The organism is Bradyrhizobium vignae (genome assembly GCF_900324035.1).
Classification (GTDB): domain Bacteria; phylum Pseudomonadota; class Alphaproteobacteria; order Rhizobiales; family Xanthobacteraceae; genus Bradyrhizobium; species Bradyrhizobium vignae.
This window is the reverse complement of the sequence record NZ_LS398110.1, coordinates 5,446,693-5,468,213: the sequence shown is the minus strand read 5'-3', so window position 1 is coordinate 5,468,213 and position 21,521 is coordinate 5,446,693. Positions and strand designations below refer to the sequence as shown.

The 21,521-nt window shown below is 64.5% G+C and carries 17 protein-coding genes; 5 read left to right on the top strand and 12 right to left on the bottom strand.

The window, feature by feature from the left end:
• The 5 genes from BRAD3257_RS26565 to cnbZ all read left to right on the top strand — a co-directional run bounded on the left by BRAD3257_RS26565 (position 1) and on the right by cnbZ (position 7,097).
• Entirely contained in the window at positions 1–1,194 is a 1,194-nt protein-coding gene (locus tag BRAD3257_RS26565; protein WP_122404330.1) for an efflux RND transporter periplasmic adaptor subunit, read from the top strand.
• A gap of 70 nt (positions 1,195–1,264) precedes the next feature.
• Positions 1,265–4,360, top strand: a complete 3,096-nt coding sequence (locus BRAD3257_RS26560) for a MexW/MexI family multidrug efflux RND transporter permease subunit (protein ID WP_122404329.1) — start codon at positions 1,265–1,267, stop codon at positions 4,358–4,360.
• A gap of 344 nt (positions 4,361–4,704) precedes the next feature.
• The gene (locus tag BRAD3257_RS26555; protein WP_122404328.1) at positions 4,705–5,094 is read left to right on the top strand and encodes a response regulator; all 390 of its coding nucleotides are present in this window, start codon (positions 4,705–4,707) and stop codon (positions 5,092–5,094) included.
• Complete coding sequence (locus tag BRAD3257_RS26550; RefSeq protein ID WP_122404327.1) at positions 5,091–6,341, top strand: adenylate/guanylate cyclase domain-containing protein; 1,251 nt, start codon at positions 5,091–5,093, stop codon at positions 6,339–6,341. Before BRAD3257_RS26555 ends, BRAD3257_RS26550 begins: the two co-directional genes overlap by 4 nt.
• 9 nt (positions 6,342–6,350) lie before the next feature.
• Positions 6,351–7,097: a 2-amino-5-chloromuconate deaminase CnbZ gene (gene cnbZ, locus BRAD3257_RS26545; RefSeq protein WP_122404326.1), complete on the top strand. Its 747-nt coding sequence runs from the start codon at positions 6,351–6,353 to the stop codon at positions 7,095–7,097.
• On the opposite strand, the gene BRAD3257_RS26540 is transcribed toward cnbZ, so the two are convergent.
• The 12 genes from BRAD3257_RS26540 to BRAD3257_RS26485 all read right to left on the bottom strand — a co-directional run bounded on the left by BRAD3257_RS26540 (position 7,094) and on the right by BRAD3257_RS26485 (position 21,161).
• Complete coding sequence (locus tag BRAD3257_RS26540; RefSeq protein WP_122404325.1) at positions 7,094–7,981, bottom strand: ABC transporter permease; 888 nt, start codon at positions 7,979–7,981, stop codon at positions 7,094–7,096. The genes cnbZ and BRAD3257_RS26540 overlap by 4 nt on opposite strands.
• Positions 7,982–7,984: 3 nt before the next feature.
• On the bottom strand, positions 7,985–8,926 hold the full coding sequence (locus BRAD3257_RS26535) for an ABC transporter permease (RefSeq protein ID WP_122406767.1): 942 nt from the start codon (positions 8,924–8,926) through the stop codon (positions 7,985–7,987).
• A 157-nt stretch (positions 8,927–9,083) separates the two neighbouring features.
• Positions 9,084–10,595, bottom strand: coding sequence for an ABC transporter substrate-binding protein (locus BRAD3257_RS26530; RefSeq protein ID WP_162500375.1), 1,512 nt, complete (start codon positions 10,593–10,595; stop codon positions 9,084–9,086).
• Positions 10,596–10,635: 40 nt separating this feature from the next.
• Positions 10,636–11,721 (bottom strand): ABC transporter ATP-binding protein, encoded by a 1,086-nt coding sequence (locus BRAD3257_RS26525; protein WP_122406765.1) that lies wholly within the window; start codon positions 11,719–11,721, stop codon positions 10,636–10,638.
• Positions 11,722–11,920: 199 nt separating this feature from the next.
• A complete protein-coding gene (locus BRAD3257_RS26520; RefSeq protein WP_122404324.1) occupies positions 11,921–12,910 on the bottom strand; it encodes an ABC transporter ATP-binding protein in 990 nt (329 codons plus the stop codon).
• Positions 12,907–13,617, bottom strand: a complete 711-nt coding sequence (locus BRAD3257_RS26515) for a DUF1028 domain-containing protein (protein ID WP_122404323.1) — start codon at positions 13,615–13,617, stop codon at positions 12,907–12,909. The genes BRAD3257_RS26520 and BRAD3257_RS26515 overlap by 4 nt, the downstream gene beginning before the upstream one ends.
• Before the next feature lie 9 nt (positions 13,618–13,626).
• Positions 13,627–15,432 (bottom strand): gamma-glutamyltransferase family protein, encoded by a 1,806-nt coding sequence (locus tag BRAD3257_RS26510; RefSeq protein WP_122404322.1) that lies wholly within the window; start codon positions 15,430–15,432, stop codon positions 13,627–13,629.
• Between the two features lie 88 nt (positions 15,433–15,520).
• The gene (locus BRAD3257_RS26505) at positions 15,521–16,510 is read right to left on the bottom strand and encodes an ABC transporter ATP-binding protein (RefSeq protein ID WP_122404321.1); all 990 of its coding nucleotides are present in this window, start codon (positions 16,508–16,510) and stop codon (positions 15,521–15,523) included.
• Positions 16,507–17,493 carry an ABC transporter ATP-binding protein gene (locus BRAD3257_RS26500; protein ID WP_122404320.1) on the bottom strand — a complete coding sequence of 329 codons (987 nt, stop codon included), beginning with the start codon at positions 17,491–17,493 and terminating at the stop codon, positions 16,507–16,509. Before BRAD3257_RS26500 ends, BRAD3257_RS26505 begins: the two co-directional genes overlap by 4 nt.
• A 13-nt stretch (positions 17,494–17,506) precedes the next feature.
• Entirely contained in the window at positions 17,507–18,469 is a 963-nt protein-coding gene (locus tag BRAD3257_RS26495; protein ID WP_122404319.1) for an ABC transporter permease, read from the bottom strand.
• A gap of 1 nt (position 18,470) precedes the next feature.
• Positions 18,471–19,451, bottom strand: coding sequence for an ABC transporter permease (locus BRAD3257_RS26490; RefSeq protein ID WP_122404318.1), 981 nt, complete (start codon positions 19,449–19,451; stop codon positions 18,471–18,473).
• Positions 19,452–19,562: 111 nt separating this feature from the next.
• The gene (locus BRAD3257_RS26485; protein ID WP_122404317.1) at positions 19,563–21,161 is read right to left on the bottom strand and encodes an ABC transporter substrate-binding protein; all 1,599 of its coding nucleotides are present in this window, start codon (positions 21,159–21,161) and stop codon (positions 19,563–19,565) included.
• Positions 21,162–21,521: the final 360 nt, after the last annotated feature.

Genomic DNA, 21,521 nt, shown 5'->3' with positions numbered 1-21,521 from the left:
ATGAACATCGTAGCCGAACACAAGATTTCGGGCGAACCGATCGACAACAAGGCTCCCAAGCGTCCGGTCCGGCCGGTGCGCTGGTTCATCATCGTCGGCACGCTGCTGGCCGTGCTCGTCGGTGGCCTCGTCTGGTTCAATTACTTCCGCGGCCAGATGATCAAGCAGTTCTTCGCCAACAACAAGCCGCCGCCGACGGCCGTCAGCGCAGCCGAGGCGAAGTCCGAGGTGGTGCCGAACCTGCTCACTGCGGTCGGCAGCCTTGTCGCGGTGCACCAGGTCGACGTCAGCGCCGACGTCAACGGTCGCGTCACCGAGATCAAGTTCGAGCCGGGCACGCATGTCGAGGCCGGCACGCCGCTGGTGCAGCTGTTCGACACGCCCGAGCAGGGCGACCTAGCCAGTTACAAGGCGCAGGCGACCGTCGCGCAGCTCTCGCTCGACCGCGCCAAGCAGCTGGCCTCTCGCCAGTTCGGCCCGCAGGCGACCGTCGACCAGGCGCAGGCCGCTTACGACCAGGCGCAGGCGGGCATTGCCAAAACCGAGGCGCTGATCTCGCAGAAGTTGGTGCGCGCGCCGTTCTCCGGCGATCTCGGCATGCGCAAGGTCGAGGTCGGCCAGTATCTGACGGCCGGCACGGCGATCGTCTCGTTGACCGACCTGTCGGAGCTGTGGGCCAACTTCACGGTGACCGAAAAGGATTCCGGCAGTCTCAAGGTCGGCCAGACCGTGCGGCTCAAGGTCGACGCCTATCCTGGTCGCACCTTCGAGGGCAAGATCACCACGATCGAGCCGCAGATCGCAGCCGACACCCGCAACATCCGCGTGCAGGCGACGATCGCCAATCCGGAGAAGATCCTGAAGCCCGGCATGTTCGTGACCACCACGGTGGTGCTGCCGGACAAGCCGGCGGTGATCACCGTGCCTGAAACCGCGGTCGACTACACGCTCTACGGCGACTCCGTGTTCGTGATCACCGAGAAGAAGGAAGCGGACGGCAAGACCAGCCTCTCGGCGGTACGCACCTTCGTGCAGACCGGCAACCGGGTCGAAGGCCGCGTCGAAATCGTCAAGGGCTTGAAGGCGGGCGACAAGGTCGTCGCCGTCGGTCAGCTCAAGCTGCAATCGGGCGCGCCGGTGTCGATCTCGACTGACCCGACCCCGGCAATCCCGGCGCAGGCGCCGCGGTACTGACACCTAACATTCGCGTGATCCGGCCAAGCCGGATCACGCTTCTTGAGACATAGAAATCGAGATCGCCGCGATGGCCTTTACCGATATTTTCATCAAGCGCCCGGTCCTGTCGGTCGTCGTCAGCCTGCTGATCCTGCTGATCGGACTGCGCGCGGCCATGGTGCTGCCGATCCGGCAATATCCGAAACTGTCGAACACGGTCATCAACATCACGACCGTCTATCCCGGCGCGTCCGCGGACCTGATCCAGGGCTTCATCACCACGCCGATCGAGCAGGCGGTCGCCTCTGCCGAGGGCGTCGACTACATCACCTCGTCCTCGGTGCTCGGCACCTCGACGATTCAGGTCTACATCAAGCTGAATTTCGATCCGAACCAGGCGCTCACCGAGGTGCTGGCGAAGACGAATTCGGTGAAGTACCTGATCCCGAAGGAGTCGAACGATCCGATCGTCACCAAGACAACGGGTCAGACCACGGCCGTGATGTATCTCGGCTTTTCGTCCGAGGAGCTGTCGGGCTCGGCCATTTCCGACTATCTGACGCGCGTGGTGCAGCCGGTGCTGTCGACCGTCGACGGCGTCGCCTCGGCCGACATTTTGGGCGGCCAGACGTTTGCGATGCGGCTGTGGCTCGATCCCGTGAAGATGGCCGGCCGCAACGTGTCGCCGGCCGACGTTGCCGCTGCCATTCAGGCCAACAACTTCCAGTCTGCGGCGGGTCAGACCAAGGGCTATCTGATCGTCTCGAACGTCTCGACCAATACGGGCCTGACCAATGTCGATCAGTTCAAGAAGATGATCGTGAAGGCCAAGGACGGCGGCTTCGTGCGGATGGAAGACATCGCCACCGTCGAGCTCGCGGCCCAGAGCACGGATGCCAGCGTCGCCTTCAACGGCGAGCACGCGATCTTCATCGGCGTGCAGGCAACGCCGCAGGGCAACCCGCTGACGCTGGTCAAGGGCGTTCGCGCGCTGTTCCCCGAGCTGGAGCGCAATTTGCCGCCCTCGATGAAGATGAAGGTCGCCTATGACTCGACCAAATTCATCCAGTCCTCGATCGACGAGGTGGAGAAGACGCTTGGCGAAGCCGTGATCATCGTGATCGTGGTCATCTTCCTGTTCCTGGCCTCGCTTCGCTCGGTCATCATTCCCGTCGTCACCATCCCGCTGTCGATGATCGGCGTCTGCACACTCATGCTGGCGCTGGGTTTCAGCTTCAACCTGTTGACGCTGCTCGCGATGGTGCTCGCGATCGGCCTCGTGGTCGACGACGCCATCGTGGTGGTGGAGAACATCCACCGCCATCTGGAGGAGGGCAAGTCGCCGGTCCAGGCCTCGCTGCAAGGCGCGCGCGAAATCGTGGGACCGGTCATCTCGATGACCATCACGCTCGCGGCGGTGTACGCACCGATCGGGTTCCTCGGCGGCCTCACCGGTTCGCTGTTCCGCGAATTCGCTTTCACGCTCGCGGGCTCGGTGATCGTGTCGGGCGTGATCGCGCTGACGCTGTCGCCGATGATGTGCTCGGTGCTGCTGAAGAACACCGAAGAGGGGCGCTTCGCCAAGCTCGTGAACCGGGTGTTCGGCGCGATCACGCGCTGGTACGGGCGCAAGCTCGATCGCTCGCTCGACTACAAGGCCATCACCGGCCTGTTCGCGATCACGATCCTCGGCCTCGTCGGCTTCCTCTACATGCACACATCGAAGGAGCTGGCGCCTGAGGAAGACCAGGGCATCGTGTTCGCGGTGACCAAGGCGCCGAAATACGCCAACATCGACTATCTCGATTTCTATGGCGAGAAGCTCGACAAGGAATTCGCAAAGTTCCCCGAGACCGATCTGCGCTTCGTGCTGAACGGCATCAACGGTCCGCAGGGCGGTATCGCCGGCATGCTGCTCAAACCGTGGGACGAGCGCAAGCGCTCGTCGATCCAGCTGAAGCCGCTGGTGCAGGCCGAGCTCTCCAAGATCGAGGGCGTGCAGGCCTTCGCGTTCAACCTGCCGCCGCTGCCGGGCGGACCGGGCGGCCTGCCGATCCAAATGGTGATCAACTCCACGGCCGGGTTCCAGACGGTCTATGAACAGATGGAGAAGCTGAAGGACGCCGCGCGCAAGAGCGGCATGTTCATCGTCTCCGACAGCGATCTCAACTTCAACCAGCCGAACGTGAAGGTGACGATCGACCGCACCAAGGCGCAGGACCTCGGCGTCAACATGCAGAACCTCGGCTCGACGCTCGCGGTGCTGCTCGGCGGCAATTACATCAACCGCTTCAATCTCGAGGGCCGGTCCTACCAGGTGATCCCGCAGGTGCCGCGCGCCAAGCGGCTGTCGCCGGAATCGCTCGGCGGCTACTACGTGACGACCAATACCGGTCAGCAGCTTCCGCTGTCGACCGTGGTGTCCATCGAGACCAAGACCGACCCGAATTCGCTGACCCACTTCAACCAGCTCAATTCGGCGACGTTCTCGGCCGTGCCGATGCCCGGTGTGACCGTCGGCGCCGCGGTGGACTTCCTCGAAGGCGAGGCCAAGAAGCTGCCGCAGGGCTTCAGCCACGACTATCTGGCGGACAGCCGTCAATACGTGCAGGAAGGCAACCAACTCGCGATCACCTTCGGTTTCGCCCTGATCATCATCTTCCTGGTGCTGGCGGCGCAGTTCGAGAGTTTGCGCGATCCGCTGGTCATCATGATCTCGGTGCCGATGGCGATCGTCGGCGCGCTGATCCCGCTGTTCTTCGGCGTGGCGACCATGAACATCTACACCCAGGTCGGTCTGCTCACTCTGGTCGGCCTGATCACCAAGCACGGCATCCTGATGGTGGAGTTCGCCAACGAGCTCCAGGTCAATGAACGGCTCGACCGCCGCTCGGCCATCGAGATGTCGGCCCGCATCCGCCTGCGGCCGATCCTGATGACCACGGCCGCGATGGTGACCGGCCTGATCCCACTCCTGACTGCAACCGGCGCGGGCGCCGCCAGCCGATTCTCGATCGGCCTCGTGGTTGTCGCCGGCATGTCGATCGGCACGCTGTTCACGCTGTTCGTGCTGCCGGCAGTCTACGTGGTGCTGGCGACCGACCATCGCGCGGCGGCCGATTCCGAGCGGAACAAACAGGTCAACGAACTCGACCTTGGCACAAAGGTGTTGCGGCCGACCTGAGGCGCAACGCAAACCGGTCCCGAGGGCGGCAGCGGTCATCCGCTGCCGCCCTTTTCGTCGTGTCCCTGTATGGGCGGCATGCGGCTGCAGCCTCAGCCGCGGGACGGTTCCTTAGCCCGCTTGCGAGAGGGAGCGGTTCTTCTTGCTGAAGCGCGAGATTAGGGTGAGTCGTCATTCGCGCTTTAGGTTATTGTCTTGGACATGGTCTTTTCGGAGAACCGCTGCGCACTTTTCGGGGGCATGCTCTAGGCTCACCGCGGACGTGAACACCAAGGCAGGTGTAGTTTCCAAATCATGACGCTGCCGCGCATGATCGCGGCGGGCCGAACTACTGGAGGCAAGACTTGAACGTTTACATCCTGGTCGTCGACGACGAGCCGGACGTCGAAGCGCTGTTCCGGCAGCAGTTCCGGCGCGACCTGCGCGCCGGCCGCTTCCAGATGGAGTTCGCGCTCTCGGCCCCCGACGCGCTCAAGCGCGCCGCCGAGGTCCGCGATCCCTCGCTGATCCTGATCCTGTCGGACGTCAACATGCCCGGCATGAGCGGGCTCGACATGCTGCCGAAGGTGCGCGCCGCGCATCCGGACGTACCCGTCATCATGATTACGGCCTATGGCGACGCCGAGACGCGCCGAAAGGCGATCGAGCGCGGCGCCGTCGGCCTTCTTACCAAGCCGATCGACTTCGCGCTGCTGCGACAGGAGATCGACACGAGGCTCGAGCAAGCCGCATGACTGCGACCATCCTTTTCGTCGACGACGAGCCGGACCTCGAGGCGCTGATCCTGCAGAAATTCCGCAGGCAGATTCGCGATGGGCAGCTCGCGCTCATCTTCGCGCGCGACGGCCTGGAGGCGCTGGAATCGCTCGAGGAGAACCCGCATGTCGACATGGTGGTCTCCGACATCAACATGCCGCGGATGGACGGGCTGTCGCTGCTGGCAAAGCTCCAGGAGACCGAGGACAAGAAATCGACCGTCATCGTCTCCGCCTATGGCGACATGAGCAACATCCGCACAGCCATGAACCGCGGCGCGTTCGACTTCCTGACCAAGCCCATCGATTTCGCCGATCTGGAAGCGACGATCGATAAAACCATTCGCCACGTGGAGATGCTGCGAGAGGTGCGGCGCCGCCAGGTGGCGGCAGAGCGCGCCCATGCTGCGCTGTCGCGTCATTTTTCGCCTGAGCTCGCCAAGCGCCTGGCGGCCGGTGGCGAAGGTGAGGGGATCGAAGTGCAGTGGCGCAACGTCGCGACCATCTTCACGGATATCACCGGCTTCACCTCGCTCGTCGAAAGCGCGCCGCCCGAGACGCTGGGCGAGCTTCTCAACGAGTATGTCGGCGGGATGACCGAGATCGTCTTCGCGCACGAGGGGACCGTTGCCAAGATCATCGGCGATGCGATCCAGGTGCTGTTCAATGCGCCCGGCGATCAGCCGGACTATGCGACGCGCGCGGTTGCCTGCGCCCATGATCTCGACGCCTGGGCACAGGATTTTTGCGCGCGGCAGAAGGCCAAGAGTGTGAACATCGGCACGACGCGCATCGGCATTCACGCCGGGCCGGCGCTGGTCGGCAATTTCGGCGGCAACCGCTTCTTCGACTACACGGCCTATGGGGACTCCATCAACATCGCGGCGCGTCTCGAAGCAGCCAACAAACATCTGGGCACCCGCATTTGCGTCAGCGCCAGCGTGGCCGAAGCGGCCGAGAATTTTCAAGGGCGTCCCGTGGGCGACCTGATACTCCGTGGCCGCAGCGAACCGCTGCGCGCGTTCGAACCGCTGCCGCGGGCCAAGTTCGAAGCGCCGGAAACCGCGCTTTATTCCGAGGCTTTCGCCAAGATGGAGGCGGGCGATGCCGGTGCCATGCCGGCCTTTGCCGCACTGGTCGGCATGCACGCCGACGATCCGCTGGCCGGTTTTCACCTGAAGCGCCTGCTCAACGGCGCCAAGGGCACTCGCATGCAATTGGAATAGGAGTCCGTCATGACGCGCGAATTCTCCGCCGGCAACTACCGTTTCATTCCTTCCGTGTTCCAGTATTCCGCGGGCGCCGTCGCGGATGAGGGCTACGAGATCGAGCGCGTCCGCTTCGATCGCCTGGTGCCGCTCGCGGAAGGTTTTGCGCTGGCCGCAAAATTCATCCAGGAGGCGGGGCGTCCGCTGACGGCGTTCTGCGCCTGCGAGCTGCGCTCACCGGCGGCCTTCAGCGAGGAAGGCTTCCGCGCGTTCAACCTGCACTATGTGAAGACGCTGTCGGAATGGGGTATCTTCGATGGTACCAGCAATCCGGTTGCGCGCAGCAATGTCTGTCCGGAAATCGATCCACCATCCGAGCCGTCCTTCTATGCGTTCTCCTTCACGCGCCCGACGCGGTCAAACTTGCCGAGCTTCGTCATCGCCGGCGGCGCGGAGGCACGCGAGGGCAGCGGCACCTATGTCGAGCGCACGGTGCGCTACCGCGACCTCAGCCCCGAGGGGCTGCGGGAGAAGGTGCGCTTCACCACGACGTCGCAGATGGAAAACCGGATGGCGGCCTTCGGCTTCGGCTGGAAGGACACGACCGGCGTGCAGGCCTATTCCGTGCACGACTTCCACCATGCGCTGGTGGACGAACTGGTCCGCCGCGGCGCGCTCCGCTCCGGCCTGACCTGGCACTTTGCGCGGCCGCCGGTGGTCGATCTCGAATACGAGATGGATTGCCGCCGCGTGATGCGCGAGTTGGTGATCTAGCGCTGCCTCGGGTCGAGCGCGTCGCGCAGGCCGTCGCCGAGCAGGTTCAGCGACAGCACGACAAGGAAGATCGCGAGGCCCGGCCAGATCGCCATCCAAGGCGCCTGGGTCAGGAAGCGTTGTGCCGCATTGAGCATGCTGCCCCAGGACGGCGCCGGCGGCTGCTGGCCGAGACCAAGGAAGGAGAGGGCGGCTTCGGCAATGATGGCGGCGGCGATCGAGAGCGTCGCCTGCACCAGCAGCGACGGCAGGATGTTCGGCAGGATGTGCGAGAACGCGATCCGCCAGGGCGGGTTGCCGAGCGCTCGCGCGGCCTCGACATAGTCTTCCGCCTTGACGCTCAGCACCTGGCCGCGGGTCAGCCGGATGAAGATCGGAGTTGCGGAGATGCCGATCGCAATCATGGCATTGCCGAGGCTCGGGCCGAGGAAGGCGGCGAGCGCGATCGCCAAAATCAGGAACGGGCAGGCCAGCATGGCATCGGTGATGCGGCTGATCAGCGCATCGGTGAAGCCGCCGCGATAGCCGGCGAGCAGGCCCAGCGGCACGCCGATGCCGAGCGCGATCGCGACCGAGATGAGACCCGCGAGCAGCGAGGCGCGCGCGCCGTAGACGACGCGGCTCAGGATGTCGCGGCCGAGCTCGTCGGTGCCGAACCAGTGCGCCGCGGTCGGCGGCTTGCGTACCAGGCTCCAGCTCGTCGCGATGGGATCGTAGGGCACAACGATGGGCGCAAAGACGGCAAGCGCGATGAACATCGCGATCACGACAAGCCCGAACACGGCTGCCTTGCGCTTGAACAGCCGCCGCCGCGCGCGGCGCGCCGGGCTGTCCAGCTCATAGACTGGCGTGGTGGGGTTGGCTGGGAGCGTTGTGTCCGTCATCGCCTAGCCCCTCAGCCGCGGGTTGACGAGGATATAGGCGACGTCGGCGACGAGGTTCAGCGTGATGTAGACGGTGGCGGTCACCAGCACCACGCCCTGGACCACGGCGTAGTCACGGTTGAAGACGGCATCCACGATCAGCTTGCCGAAGCCGGGAATGGAGAAGATCTGCTCGGTCAGCACCGCGCCGGACAACAAGGTGCCGAGCTCGAGCGCGCCGAGCGTGATGATGGGCGTGAGCGCGTTGCGCATGGCGTGCTTGAGGATCACCACGCGCTCGGAAAGCCCTTTCGCGCGAGCCGTGCGGACGTAGTCGCTTTCCAGCACCTGGAGCATCGCGCTGCGGGTATGTCGCATCAGGATCGCGGAGATCGCGTTGCCGAGCACGAAGGCCGGCATGATGGTGGCGGCGAGACTCGCGCGCCAGTCCTCGGTGAGCGGCACATAGCCCGACGCCGGCAGCCAGCCGAGCTTGATCGAGAAGAGGAAGATCAGGAGGATTCCCAGCCAGAAATTCGGCGTCGAGATGCCCCAGAGGGCGAACAGATTGGCACCATAATCCCATGCCGTTCCCTTCTTCACGGCGGAGACGATGCCGGCGGAAATGCCGATGAAGAACGCGATCAGGATCGCCATCGAGCCGAGCTGCAGCGTCACCGGCAGCTTCTGCGCGATCAGCTCGCGCACCGGCATCTTGTTGCGCAGCGACTCGCCGAAATCGCCCGACAGAACGCCCTTGAGCCAGTAGACGTACTGCACGGGAATTGGCTGGTCCAGCCGGTGTTGCCGGCGGATTTGCTCGATCACGGCGGGATCGCGCTCCTCGCCGGCCATCACCAAAGCGGGGTCGCCGGGCAGCAATTGTTGCAGCGAGAAGATCAGCACCGACACGAAGAACAGTGTCGGCACGATCTGCGCAATCCGGCGAGCGAGGAAGTTCAGCATGATGCCCCACGTGTGCCGGGCGCCGCGCAACATGCCATGTTGCGCCGCTGAACCGGGACCCAGCGGCCGCGGTTCGCCGTCGCCATGGGCCCTGGCTCACCGGTGCAGCGCTTGTGCGCTGCGCCGCGTCCGGGACGCGCGCACATCGCCAGCTCCATCACTTGAACTTCAGCCCGACCACGCGCACCAGCCCGTCGGGCATCTGCCGGTAGCGCTCGAGCTTCTTCGTGTGCGCGATCAGGAGTTTGCGGTGATAGATGTAGATGATCGGCAAGTCGTCGAGCAGGATTTTCGCCAGCTTCTCGTAGATCGCCTTCCGCTCCTCGACATTGGACGTCATGCGTCCGTCTTCCATGAGCTTGTCGGCGTCCGGGTTCGAATACACGCCGTCGTTCTGCGGCGCCTTGCTGCGCATGAAGATGTAGGAATTGCCGTCGGGATCGATGCGGCCGCTCCAGTTGATCTGGAATATCTGGAACTCACCGGCCTGCGCCTGCTTGAACGTGGTCGCGAACTCGACGGCGCGGATCTTGATGTCGAAGCCCGCTTCCGCAGCCATCGACTGGATGACCTGTGCGACGGCCTCGTTCTCCGCCCCCTTGGGAATCATGTAGTCCACCGTCACAGGCGTGGTCACGCCGGCTTCCTTCAACAGTGCCTTTGCCTTCGCGATGTCGCGACCGTGGACCGGAAATGCCTTCTGATAATATGGATGCGTTGGGCTGACCCATTGATTGCCGGGCGTGAATTCGCCGTTGAAGACCACCTGATTGAGCGCTTCGCGGTCGATCGACAGATCGAGTGCCTGGCGGACCTTGGCCGACTGGCTCAGCGGTCCCTTGCTCTTGTCGTTGCCGATGTTGACGGTGAGGCCGTAATAGCCGAGCTCGGGCGCGGTCGACAGCACGAGCCGGGAATCGGCGCGCACGTCCTTGATGTCGGTGGCGAGCACGCGCTCGATCAGATCAAGCGCACCGGATTTCAGATTGGCGAGGCGCACCGTCGCGTCGACGATCGGCAGGAAGACGACGCGGTCGATATGAATGTTGTCCTTGTTCCAATAGTCGGCGAATTTCTCGAAGACCATGCGGTCCTGCTGGACGCGCTCGACGAATTTGTACGGGCCCGCGCAGACCGGATGCAGGCCGAACTTGTCGCCGGCTTCCTTCGCCGCTTTGGGCGACACCATCATGCCGGACCGATCGGTGAGCTGGGCGATCAGGGGCGAGTAGGGAGTCTTGAGCACCAGCTTGATCGTGAGGGGATCGACCACCTCGACATGGTCGACGCTGGCAAGCTCCGACTTGCGGAACGAGGTCGGCAGCGTCATGTGCCGCTCGAGCGAGAATTTTGCGGCCTCCGCATCCAGCGGCTCGCCGTCGTGGAATTTGACCCCCGGGCGGAGCTTGATCGTCATCTCCTTGCCGTCGGCCGAGGTCTCATGGGAGAGCGCGAGCTGCGGCACGATGTTCAGCTTCTCGTCGATGTCGAACAGCTTGTCGCAGACCGCGGAGAACACGATGCGACCGACATAGGTGCGGCCGACACTCGGATCGAGGATGTCGGGGTCCTCGGCGATGCCGATGCGAAGCGTTGTCTGCGCCTGGGCCGTGCCCACGAGCGACGTCAGCAAAGCCGACGCCAGGATTGTCAAACGCATGAAGCTCATCGCTCTCAACCTCTGTTCTATGGCTGCCGGGTCTCGTCCTCTACGAACTAACCCCGCCGCTGCGTGCTGCTTCCGGGCCGCTGCTGAACGCGGCGACCAATTTTTCCAGAACCGGCGAGAAGCCGCCGTCGGACGGGACGATCGCCGCGGAAGACGGCAGTTCCGACGTTCGGTGGCAGGCCGTTGCATGTCCGGTGCCATCCGGTACGAGCTGCGGCATTTGAGTGCGGCAACGCTCGATCACATAGGGGCAGCGGGTGTGAAAGCGGCATCCCGTCGGCGGATTGAGCGCGCTGGGAATCTCCCCCTGCAGCACAATCCGGCTGCTCTTTGCCCGCGGTTTGGGCACGGGGATCGCGGACAGCAGTGCGCGGCTGTAGGGATGGCGCGGCGCGGCGAACAATGCGTCCGCCTCCGCGGTCTCGACGATCTGACCGAGATTCATCACCGCGACATGGTCGGCGATGTGCTTGACCACGGCGAGATCATGCGAGACGAAGATGTAGGCGAGACCAAGCCGGTCCTGCAGCGTGCGCAGCAGGTTGAGAATCTGCGAGCGGATCGAGACGTCGAGTGCCGAGACCGGCTCGTCGCAGATAATGAGCTTGGGTTCAACGGCGAGGGCGCGGGCAATCGCGATGCGCTGCCGTTGACCGCCGGAGAATTCATGCGGATAGCGCCGCGCCAGCCGCGGCTCCAGCCCGACCAGCCGCAGCAGCTCGGCGACCCGCGCGGCCCGCCGCGCCGCTGGAACGAGATCGTGCAGTACCAGCGGCTCGGTCAGGATCTGGCCGACGGTCATGCGTGGATTGAGCGAGGCGTAAGGATCCTGGAAGATGATCTGCGCTTCGCGGCGGAAGGCGCGCAAGCCGCCCGCGTCGAGCGAGAGCAGATCGCGGCCGCCGAAGCGAATCTTGCCGGCATCCGGCTCGATCAGCCGCAGCACCAGCCGGCTGACGGTCGACTTGCCGCAACCGGATTCGCCGACGAGCGCCAGCGTCTTGCCGGCTTCCAGCGAGAAGGACACGCCATCGACCGCTTTGACATGCGCCAGTGCCCGGCCGAACAGCGAGCGCTCGGCGACGAAATGCTTGACCAGGCTCTCGACCTCGAGCAGCGCGGTCATCGCGTCTGCTCCTTGCGGACCCAGGTCTCGTGTCCCGGGCGCGGCGCAACACGCCTGGAGATGCGAAGCATCGTCCAGTGTGTTGCGACGCTGAACCGGTACCCAGCCTGCCGCGACGTGGGCCCCGGTTCAGCAGCGCACCACGGCGCTTCGCTTGTGCTGCGCTGCGCCCGGCGCACGAGAGGAGAGAGCCGCGCCATCACGACACCAACGGTTCGAGCGGCGCGCGGATGCAGCGCGAGAGATGGCCCGGGCTGATCTCCACGAGCGGCGGCGGCGCCTTGGTGCAGGCGTCCAGCATGAAGGGACAACGCGCGGCGAAGCGGCAACCGGCGGGCGGCTGGGCCATGTTCGGCACCATGCCCTCGATCGTTGCCAGCTGCTCGGCGCGATGGTCGAGCCGCGGGATCGAGCCGAGCAGGCCGACCGTGTAGGGATGCTGCGGCGCGGAGAACAATTCATCCACCGGTGCGCGTTCGACGATCTCGCCGGCATACATCACCGCGACCTCGTCGCAGACCTCGGCGACGACGCCGAGATCGTGGGTGATCAGGATGATCGCAGCACCGCTTGCCGCCTTCAGCTCGCGCATCAGCTCCAGGATCTGGGCCTGCAGGGTGACGTCGAGCGCGGTGGTGGGCTCGTCGGCGATGAGGAGGCGAGGGTCGCAGGCGAGTGCCATCGCGATCATCACGCGTTGGCGCATGCCGCCGGAGAGCTTGTGCGGATATTCGTCGATGCGCCGCTCGGGCGAAGGGATGTGGACCCGGCGCAGCAGCTCGATTGCCCGCTCGCGTGCGCTCTTCCGCGACCCGCCACGATGACGCAAAATGGTCTCGATGATCTGGTCGCCGATCGTGAAGCTCGGATTGAGCGAGGTCATCGGCTCCTGGAAGATCATCGCCAGCCGATTGCCGCGCAGGTCGCGCAGCGTCTCGTCGGGCGTCGTCAGCAGGTCGAAGCCGTCAAAGCGGATCGCGCCTGATATCTCGGCGCTCTGTTTCGGCAGCAGGCCCATGATCGCGAGCGACGTCACGCTCTTGCCGCAGCCGGATTCGCCGACGAGACCGAGCGTCGCGCCATTGGCGACGCTGAGATCGACGCCGTCCACCGCGTGAGTGACGCGGCCGTCGTCGCCATGAAAGCGAATGCGCAGATCGCTGATCTCGATGAGAGGGCTGGCGCTCATGATCCTCTCGCGCGCGCCGCAGCGATGCTGGCGTCGATGACACTGCGATCGGTATTGCCCCCGGGATTCCGGCGCGTCGGCAGCGAGTCGCGAAAATGCACCCAGAGCTCGTGGCTGACGCGCTCGAGCCGTTCGAGCTCGCCGAGCGGATCGGGATGGTCGTCGGCGCGAATGTCGAGGGCCGGCCATTCCTCCTCGCGATGGATCACGAGCGCGGCCGATTGCTTGCCGCGCTTGTCGCCGCCGGCGGATTCGCCCGCGCGCATCGCCGCGAGCAGGCGGCGCGGGAAGGGCAGGCTGTCATTGGCGATATAGGTCTTCGCGGTCTCGTCCAGGACATCGCCGCCGGCGAGCATGTTGCCGGCGATCGAAAAGCCGCTGCCGGCGATATGGCCGCACCAGTCGATGCAGTCGCGCCCGGTGTGAGCCGCGATCTCGCCGCTCGCATCCATGATGTGGATTTGGCGGCTTTCGCGGCCGTCGTCGGTCGTCAGGAGCGTGGCGAGCACGTCGTGTGCGTTGAGGCCCTCGCGCAAGAGCTTGACGCCATCAATGCCGTAGTAGGGATTGACGAAGGCCTGCGTCGCGATCGCGCCGAGGCCGGCGGCGATGTAGGGCACACGCGCGCCGACCGCGAAGAACCGGGTCGCAACGGCGATGCCGAACTGGCCGGTGGCAGGATCGCGCGCGATGATCGACCAGGTCATGTGTTGCCTTCAGCGTCCCGCGGCGTAGCCCTGCATGCCGCGCGGATTGGCGGCAGCGCGGCGGCGGACCCCGACGCGCGAGGCCGCGGTGAGGCGGCCTTCCGACCAATCGGGGCCGACCTCGACGATATGCCCGCGCTCGCGCAGATTCTCGATCGTCGCCTTCGGCACGCGATTCTCGACCACGAGCACGCCGGGGCGCGCGGTGCGCGGCCAGAACGAGATCGGGAAATGCTCGGAATGCCAGGCCGGTGCGTCGATGGCTTCCTGAAGATTGAGGTTGCAATGGACGTGGCGCAGGAAGAACTGCGTGATCCACTGGTCCTGCTGATCGCCGCCGGGCGAACCCCAGGCGAGATAGGGCTCGCCGTCGCGTAGCGCCATGCTCGGCGACAGTGTCGTGCGCGGCCGCTTGCCCGGCGCGAGCGCGGCGGGATGGCCTTCCTCCAGCCAGAACATCTGGGCGCGGCTGCCCAGGCAAAAGCCGAGCTCGGGAATGATCGGCGAGGATTGCAGCCACCCGCCGGACGGTGTTGACGAGACCATATTGCCGGCCTTGTCGATGATGTCGAAATGCACGGTGTCGCCGCGCACCTCGCCAAAACGTCCCACGGTGGGCTCGCCGGCGCCGAGCGCGCCGACGGCCTCGCGTTGGCCTTCGGCACGGCGCAGCTTGATCTCGCCGCCAAAGCCCTCGACAGAGCCGGGCCGGAAATCGAGCGAAGCCTTGTCGGTGACGAGCTTGCGCCGCTCGTCGTTATAGGCATCAGACAATAGCGTTCCGATCGGAATCTCGGTGAACTTGGGATCGCCGTAGAACTTTTCGCGGTCGGCGAAGGCGAGCTTGGCGCATTCGATCTGGAGGTGGATGAACTCCGGTCCGGTCGGATCGAGCCCGTCGAGGGCAAAGCCCTTGAGCAGCGCGAGCTGCTGCAGGGTCACCGGCCCCTGGCTCCAGACGCCGGCCTTGCAGACGGTGTAGCGGCCATAGTCGTAGGTGAGCGGGGCCTCGATCGTCGGCTGCCAGCGTGCCATGTCGTCGGCGGAAAGCACGCCGCGATGCGGGGAGCCACTGACGTCCATCACCTCCTGGGTGCGGCAGAACTTGTCGATGGCTTCTGCGACAAAACCTTGCGACCAGGCTTTTCGCGCACGCTCGATCTCGGCGTCGCGGCCACCGCCGCCGCTCTCGGCTTCGCTGAGGATGCGGGCGTAGGTCGCAGCCAGCGTCTTGTTGGTGAAGAGAGTGCCGGGCTTCGGCACCTCGCCGTTCGGAAGGTACACCGCAGCCGAGGTCGGCCAGTGCTTGCGGAACAGCTGCTCGACGGTCTGGATCGTGGCGCAGGCGCGCTCGACCAGCGGATAGCCATCGCGCGCATAGGAGATCGCGGGCTCCAGCACGTCGCGCACCCGCATGGTGCCGTAGTCGCGCAGCAGCATCATCCAGGATTCGAACGTGCCGGGGACGCAGGCGGCGAGCAGGCCGGTGCCCGGCACCATGTCGAGACCCTCGCTCTTGTAATGCGCGATGGTGGCGCGTGCCGGTGCGGGGCCCTGGCCGCAGATCACCTCGGTGCGGCCACGCTTCACGTCGTGCACGATGATAGGCACATCGCCGCCGGGGCCGTTCAGATGCGGCTCGACCACCTGAAGCGTGAAGGCGGTCGCGACACCGGCATCGAAGGCGTTGCCGCCCTTTTCCAGAATGCCCATGCCGACGGCCGTCGCGATCCAGTGCGTGGTGGCGACGACCCCGAACGTGCCCTCGATCTCGGGCCTCGTCGTGAACGGATCGGGATTGATATTGCTGCCCATGGGACTTTCACCACCTTATTTTCGGCGCGCGCAATTGATCACAGCCGATGCGTCGCCGCCAATGCGCAGGTTGCATGGCACGCGCGCGTCACGCCGTGACCGGCGCGGTGTTGACCGCGTGGCAGGCAACGCCGTCGATCAGTTCCGGCGTCTCCTTGCGACAGAGATCGAACGCCAGCGGACAGCGCGGATTGAAGGCACAGCCGGAGGGCGGATTGATCGGGTTCGGAATCTCGCCCTTGACCGGAATGCGCTGGCGGCCAGACATCGCGAGGTCAGGCACGGCTCCCAGCAGCATCTTGGTGTAGGGCATGCGCGGGCGGGAAAACAGCTCGCGTCCCTCCGCGATCTCGACGATGCGGCCGAGATACATCACGCCGACGCGGCTCGCCATGTGGCGGACTACGGCGAGGTTGTGGCTGATGAACATGTAAGTCAGGCCGAACTTGTCCTGGAGGTCGCGCATCAGATTCAGGATCTGCGCCTGCACGGAGACGTCGAGGGCCGAAGTCGGCTCGTCACAGACGATGAACTCGGCATCCGATGCGAGCGCGCGTGCGATCGCGATGCGTTGGCGCTGACCGCCGGAGAATTCGTGCGGATATTTCAGCCGGTCGTCGGGGTGCAGGCCGACGAGGCTGAGCAGCTCGCCGACGCGGGCCTCGATGTCGCGCTCGCCCTGGATCAGGTCGAAGGCGCGGATCGGCTCGGAGATGATGGCGTCCACACGGAAGCGCGGGTTCAGGCTCGCATAGGGGTCCTGAAAGATCATCTGGATGCGACGGCGCAGCTTTCGCCGCGCTGGGGCCTGCCGCGGATCGGTCATGGAGATGCCGTCGATCAGGACGTCGCCGGAGCTCGGCGGCAACAGGCCGACGACCATACGCGCCACCGTGGTCTTGCCGGAGCCGGACTCGCCGACCAGAGCAAACGTCTCGCCCTTCCGGATATCGAAGGTGACGTGATCGACCGCCTTCAGATATTCGAGCTGCCCGCCTTCCAGCACACGGTTGAGCCACGGTTTCGAGACATCGAAGACACGGCGCAGATTCTTGGCCTGGACGAAGGGAACGCTCATGCCGCGCTCTCCGCCGGCACGGTGTCATAGAGATGACAGGCGACCGATTGCGCGCCGCGCGGCAGCGGCTCCGGCCGTTCGACACGGCAACGATCGAAAGCGAAGGCGCAGCGCGGATTGAACGAGCAGCCGCGCGGGATGGCCGACAGCCGCGGCATGGAGCCGGGAATCTGCACGAGGCGCTTGTCGTCTCCGGCGAGCGTCGGGATCGCGCCCATCAAACCTTTGGCGTAGGGATGCAGCGGGTTCTTCACGACGTCCTGCACCGGGCCGATCTCGGCGACGCGGCCGGCGTACATCACCGCCACCCGATCCGACGTCTCCGCGATCACGCCCATGTCGTGGGTCACCAGCATCACGGCGGTGCCGTGGTCGCGGCCGAGACGCTTGATCAGGGAGATGATCTGCGCCTGCACGGAGACGTCGAGTGCGGTGGTCGGCTCGTCCGCGATGATCAGCTCGGGCTCGGCGCAGATCGCGAGCGCGATCACCACGCGCTGGCGCATGCCGCCGGAAAACTCGTGGGGATAGCCGTCGATGCGCTTTTCCGGCGCGGGAATTCCAACCTCGGCCAAGAGGTCGATGGCGCGGCGCCGCGCGGCCGCTTCGGATAGATTGAGATGGGTCCGGATCGTCTCCACGATCTGGTCGCCGACCTTGTACAGCGGATTGAGCGAGGTCAGGGGATCCTGGAAGATCATTCCGATCCGCTTGCCCCTGACGCGGCGCATCTCCTCGGGCGGCAGATTGTCGATACGCAGGCCCGCCAGACGAACCTCGCCGCCGGCGATACGCCCGGGTGGATCGATAAGGCCGATGACCGAGAGGCCGGTCACGGATTTGCCCGCCCCGGATTCGCCGACCACGCCGAGCACCTCGCCCTTGGCGATATCGAAGGAGACGTCGTTGATGGCGCGCAGCGTGCCGCGGCGGGAGGCGAACTCAACCTGGAGATTGCGCACGGAAAGGACGGGTTCGGTCATGGGCGAGGCATACTCATCGAAGCTTCGGGTTGAGCGCGTCGCGCAGCCAGTCGCCGAGCAGATTGATCGACAGGATCAGCGCCGCGAGCGCGAGCCCTGGAAAGGCGACGATCCACCATTCGCCTGCGAAAAGATAGCCGTTGCCGATGCGGATCAGCGTGCCGAGCGAGGGCATGGTCTCGGGCATGCCGGAGCCGAGGAACGACAGCGTTGCCTCGGTGATGATGGCAAGAGCGAGGTTGATGGTGGCGATCACGAGGATTGGGCCCGTGGTGTTCGGCAGCACGTGGCGCAGCATGATCACGGGTGCGGGCAGGCCAATCAATTGGGCGGCGGCGACGTAATCTTTGTTCTTCTCGACCAGGACCGAGCCACGCACTGTGCGCGCATACTGCACCCAAAAGCTCAGACCGATCGCAAAGACCAGGACCGCCAGCATGCTCATCTCGTCGAGCTTGTTGCCAAAGACCGACTTGGCGATGCCGTTGATCAAAAGCGCAATGAGGATAGCCGGGAAGGAGAGCTGCACGTCGGCGATGCGCATGATCAATCCATCAACGGCTCCGCCGAAATAGCCGGCCGTCAGTCCAAGCAGGATGCCGATCGCACCGGAGAGCACGACGCCGAGCACGCCGACGAGAAGCGAGATGCGCAAGCCGTAAAGAATTGCGGATAGGACGTCACGGCCCTGCTCGTCGGTGCCGAGCAGGAAGGGGCTCTGACCGTCGGCGGTCCAGAGCGGGGAGATGCGAGAATTCATCAACTGAAGCTGCGCCGGGTCGAATGGATTTTGCGCCGACAGCACCGAGGCGAAGATCGCGAGCAGAAAGAACAGCAGCGTCACGCCGGCCGCGATCATGGTGACCTTGGAGCGGCGGAACGAATAGAACAGGTCGCTGTCGAGCGCACGCCTGAACCGGCCAGGCGCGGCCGCAGCCCGCTTCTCAGTCGTATGTGGAACGACGGCTTCGCTCATGTCAGTGCGCCCGGCTAACCGTCGAGCGCAGCCGCGGATCGACGATGGTGTAGAGAATATCAACCACGAGATTGATGGTGACGAAGATCAGGGACACCATCATCAGATAAGCCGCCATGATCGGGATATCGACGTTCTGAACGGCCTGCACGAACAGGAGCCCCATGCCCGGCCACTGGAAAACGGTCTCGGTGATGATCGCGAAAGCAATGACCGATCCAAACTGCAGGCCGGCCACGGTGATCACGGGAACCAGCGTGTTGCGCAGCGCGTGGCCGAAATGGATCGCGCGCGTGGTCAGCCCGCGGGCGCGGGCGAATCGGATGTAGTCGGTCCGCATCACTTCCAGCATCTCGGCGCGCACCAGCCGCATGATCAGCGTCATCTGGAATAGTCCCAGCGTGATCGAGGGCATGATCAGGGCTTTCAACCCGGAGAGTGTCAGCAGGCCCGTCGTCCACCAGCCGATATGCACGACATCGCCGCGACCGAACGAGGGCAGCCAGCCGAGTGTCACCGAGAAGAGATAGATCATCAGAATGCCGATCAGGAAGGTCGGCAACGAGATGCCGATCAGTGAGACGGCCTGGAATACGTGCGCGAGCCAACTGTCGCGGCGCAGTGCCGAATAAACTCCCATCATGATGCCGCTGATCATCGCGAAAATGGTAGCGCAGATCGCGAGTTCCAGCGTTGCAGGCATCCGCTCCATCAACAGATTGGTGACCGGCAGACGGAATTGGTAGGATACGCCGAACTTGAACTGTGCGGCGTTGCCGACATAGCGGCCGAACTGCACGATCACGGGATCGTCGAGTCCGAGAGACTTGCGGATCGCGGCGCGTTCGGCGCCCGACGTATCCATTCCGACCATCTGGTTCACGGGATCGCCGGCAAAGCGGAACATCGAGAACGCGATGATCCCGACGGCGATCATGACGCCTATGGCCTGAATGGCCCGGCGCAGTGTGAAAGCGAGCATCTGTTCCTTTCACATGTCTTCAGCAGCACGCATCATCGCGTTAGCCCGAAACGGCAAGTCCCGGAAGCCAAATCCCGTAATGGCTTCCGGGACTTCACAACTTGTCGACACCTACTCTTCCTGCTTGGTCGCCCAGTAGAGCATGACCATGTTGTCCGCACGCTGGGTCAGCTTCACTTTCTTCGACACCCCCCAGGCGAGCGCCTGCTGGTGCAGCGGGATATAGGCCCAATCCTTCATCGAGAGTTCGAAGGCCTGCTTGATCAGGAGATCGCGCTTGGACGAGTCGGATTCAACGAGGACCTTGTCGGCGAGCTCGTCGAACTGCTTGTTGCAATAGCCGGCGAGATTGGCTTCGCCGCGGTTCGGATCCTTCGGATCGTCCCGGCAGCCCATGATGTCGTGCAGCACGTTCTGGGAATCGAGCGTATCCGGAGTCCAACCCAGCATGAACAGCGAGGTCTTGTAGCCGCCGGGCTTCAGCACCTTGGCGAAATACTGGGCCTTGGGTTGCGCCAGCAGGTCCACCTTGATGTTGATGCGGGCGAGCATTCCGACGATGGCCTGACAGATCGCGGCGTCATTGACGTAGCGATCGTTCGGGCAGTCCATCGTCACTTCGAAACCGTCCGCATAACCGGCGTCTGCCAGAAGCTTCTTGGCGGCGTCGGGATCGAACTTCGGCCGGGCGAAATCCTTCGAGGGAAAGATCTCTGGTGCGACCATCAATGCGGACGGCGTGGAGAGCCCGCGCATGACGCGATTCTTGATCAGGTCGACGTCGATTGCCCGGTAGACGGCTTCGCGGACGCGAACGTCCTTGAACGGGTTCTTGCCCTTGACGTTGGAGTACAGGAGCTCGTCGCGCGCCTGATCCATGCCAACGAAGATGGTGCGGAGCTCAGGTCCCGTCAGCGCAGTGGCGTTGGGGCTCGCTTTAACGCGCTCGATGTCTTGGACTGGAACCGGCTCGATCACGTCGACCTCACCCGACAGTAGGGCTGCGACACGCGTGGCCGGGTTTGCAATCGGCGTGAAGATGATCTCCTTCAGATTATGCTCCGGCTTGCGCCACCAGTTCGGGTTGACCTTGAAGACGGTCTTCACGCCCGGCTGATGGCTCTCGATGATGAAGGGGCCGGTGCCGTTTTCATGAAGCGAGGCGTAGCTCGGGGTCGTTGCGGCGGCGGGCGTCGGTGCCACCGCATCGTTCGCCTCTGCCCATTTCTTGTCCATGATGTACCAGGTCGCCCACAGCGCCGTCAGGATGGGATTGGGCGAGGTCAAGATGAAATCGACGGTGTAATCGTCGATCTTGACGACCTTGGCATCGGCGGGAATGCGGCTCTGGAAATTCGAGCCCTTTGCCCGGACGCGCTCGGCCGAGAACACCACGTCGTCAGCGGTGAAGGGGTCGCCGTTGTGGAACTTCACACCTTTGCGCAGGTGAAAGCGCCAGCGCGTCGGCTCTGGCGTCTCCCAGCTTTCGGCGAGCGCTGGGATGATCTTCAGGTCCTTGCCGCGGGCAACCAGGCCCTCATAGACATGGCCGAGATGGGCACTGGTGGTGGATTCGTTCAGCGTGTAGGGATCGAGCGACTTGAGCTCACCCTGATTGGCGTAGCGCAGCGTCTGGCTCGACGCTGGCGAAACTGCCAACGCAAGCACACCGGCGAGCGTCGCCGCAAAAAGACTTCGTCCGACTGACATTCTTGACCCTCTCCACTTGCCCGCACCGTGATTTTTGATTGTTCGGCGGGGCCGATCGATCCATGTTGCCCAGAGTTCTCGACCCGTGCAAGCGCCATTCCAGCAAGGAACGCGCCAACTTGCACCGCTGTGCAGCAATGCTGCCCGGCAATCCAGGGAGGCCGCCGCCGCCAACGACATCTTTGACCTGTGAAGTCTCGGGAAGAAGGGAGACTGGCCCTGCCGGCCCTCTGCGTTTCGGCCGTCCGCCTGCGGCCTCGACCGGGCGATTTGATTGACCATATCGGTCGATTGCCGAAGCGGCCCCCCGCGGCTTCCCCTCAGGTCGCTTGCGTTGCACGCCGCGTCGCGGTGATACTT